This is a genomic window from Pseudomonas sp. P7548 (assembly GCF_013386585.1).
Lineage (GTDB): Bacteria > Pseudomonadota > Gammaproteobacteria > Pseudomonadales > Pseudomonadaceae > Aquipseudomonas.
Genome location: NZ_JACARO010000037.1, coordinates 5,385 through 7,723 on the forward strand (window position 1 = coordinate 5,385; position 2,339 = coordinate 7,723).

At 59.2% G+C, this 2,339-nt stretch carries 2 protein-coding genes; one reads left to right on the forward strand and one right to left on the reverse strand.

Annotated elements, in window-relative coordinates; translation table 11 throughout:
- Positions 1-1,523, reverse strand: a 1,523-nt coding sequence (locus HX803_RS32760; protein WP_256732870.1) for a CHASE3 domain-containing protein, incomplete at its 3' end; no start/stop codon positions are given.
- 255 nt (positions 1,524-1,778) lie between these two features.
- On the opposite strand from HX803_RS32760, the gene HX803_RS15725 reads away from it, so the two are divergent.
- Positions 1,779-2,144, forward strand: a complete 366-nt coding sequence (locus tag HX803_RS15725) for a response regulator (protein ID WP_178921860.1) — start codon at positions 1,779-1,781, stop codon at positions 2,142-2,144.
- Positions 2,145-2,339 lie beyond the last annotated feature (195 nt).

Consider the following 2,339-nt stretch of genomic DNA (forward strand, 5'->3'; position numbering starts at 1 on the left):
GGCGTGCGCAGCTCGTGGGACATGTTGGCGAGGAATTCGGACTTGTACTTGCTGGAGCGCTGCAGTTCGTCGGCGCGGTCTTCCAGCTCCATCTGGGCCCTGTTGAGCTCGATGTTCTTGCGGTCCATGGCGTCGCGCTGCTCGGCCAGGGTCTGGGTCTGTTCGGCCAGTTGCTCGTTGGTCTGCTCCAGTTCCGCCTGCTGGGTTTCCAGGTGAGCCTGGGATTCCTTGAGGATGCGCGACTGTTCTTCCAGCTCTTCGTTGGCGGTCTTGAGCTCTTCCTGCTGCACTTGCAGCTCTTCGTTGAGCTGTTGGGTCTCGGCCAGCACTTCCTGCAGGCGCTGGCGATAGCGGGCGGCCTCGATGGAGGTGCCGATGTTGCCGGCGATCAGCTCCAGCAGTTCCACGTCACGCTCCTGCACCGGGCGCAGGAAGCCCAGCTCGATCACGCCGTTGACGCGATCATCGTCACTGGTGGGCATCACCAGCACGCTGCGGGTCGAACCTTCGCCCAGGCCGGAGCTGACCTTGAAGTAGTCCACTGGCACGTCGTCGAGGCGGATCAGGCGATCCAACTGCGCGGCCTGGCCGACGATGCCTTCATCGCTGTAGATCGACTGCTCCAGCTGCTCCTGTTCACGGGAGAAGCCATAAGTGGCCACGCGGCGCAGGCCGCCATGCTCTTCGCGTACATACAACGCCGCCACGGCCGAGCCCATGTATTGGGCAAAAAACTGCAGGATATTGCGGCCGAGCATGTTCAAGGTCAGTTGGCCCAGCACCTGTTCCGCCAGTTCAGTCTGGCCGTTGCGCAACCAGGCCTGCTGCTCCAGGCGCCCCGCAATCCTCTGCTGTGACGCGAGGTTTGCGTTGTAACTCTCTGATAACGAAACCAGATTTTTTCGGCCGATATACGCCAGGAAACCGCTCAGGCCGAGCACGAAGGCCAGGTACAGGGTGACACTGATAATGGTGGTACGGGTGACTTCTTCGTTACGGGTAATACGGAACTGCTGCTCCATCGCCACCGCATCGTCGTATTCCTTGCGGATCTCATCGGTCAGGCGCTTGCCTCGCCCCGCCTTGACTGCGCTGCGGTAGTCACCGCTTTCGCGCTGCATATCAATCATCGACTGGGCGTACTTGTTCCACTCGATCTGCAAGGCTTCGAGGCGCTTGAGGCGATCCACCTGCTGGGGATTGTCTGCCACCAGTTCTTGCAGGTTGCGCAGGTCGGCAATGATCCGTGGCTTGGCCACTTCGTAAGGGTCGAGGAAATGCTCGTCGCCAGTGATCAGGAAGCCGCGCATGCCGGTTTCCAGGTCCACCGTCAGCTTGGATGACTCATTGAGGTTGTTGATCACCCGGTCGGTGTGCTCCACCCACTGGATCACCGTCAACAAGTAGGTGATCAGGCAGACGAAAAACACGGCACTGAGCACGCCCACACCCAGGGGCAAGGCCACATTTCGGCTCAGTAGATTACGAAAGCTCTTTTCATCGACGGACGACGCAGGAGTCATGGGCATGCCTTGGCCAAGTGTGTAAAAACCGGGAGTTTGCCCCAAAGTCGATGGCCAGGGCTATGTTTACGCGACAACTTGGGGCAAATGCCTGCCGATTCGTACGAAGCCAGAGAGGTTCGAGCGAGACATTCCCTACGAATGCCTTCACAATGCCACCCCCAGGCCGGGAACTTGCCGAGATTGTCATGACTCATTAGAGGATGGTCTTTATCCGATCAAGACCTGCACCTCCACTTCTCGGGAACCCTACTTATGTCCGCCGCTGATTCCACCATCCTTGTAGTCGAAGACGACGCCATCGTGCGCATGCTGATCGTCGATGTCCTCGAAGAATTGGAGTTTCAGGTGCTTGAAGCCGCTGATGCCGAGGAGGCTCTCGCAATCGTGCAGGACTCGGCCCAGGCCATCGACCTGATGATGACCGACGTCGGCCTGCCCGACATGGACGGCAAGCAACTGGCGACCAAAGTACGCGAACTGCGCCCCGCCCTGCCCATCCTGTTCGCCAGCGGTTATGCCGAAAATATCGATGTGCCACCCGGCATGCAGGTGATCGGTAAACCCTTCTCGATCGATCAATTGCGCGACAAAGTCAAATCGATGCTGCCCAACGCCTGACGCCACTTCAACGCCTCGCCGCCCAGCCTGGGCGGCCCTTCGCAGGGTGTGACAGCCTTGTGACAGCCCCCTCACTCCTGCACTAATTCGCCGTTTTGCCTAGCGCGTCCGGATTTAGCTGCTAGCTTCAATCGACATGCCCTACAGGTATTAATCACAAGGAATAGTCGCCCAGGTATGGGGGGAACGCGCATG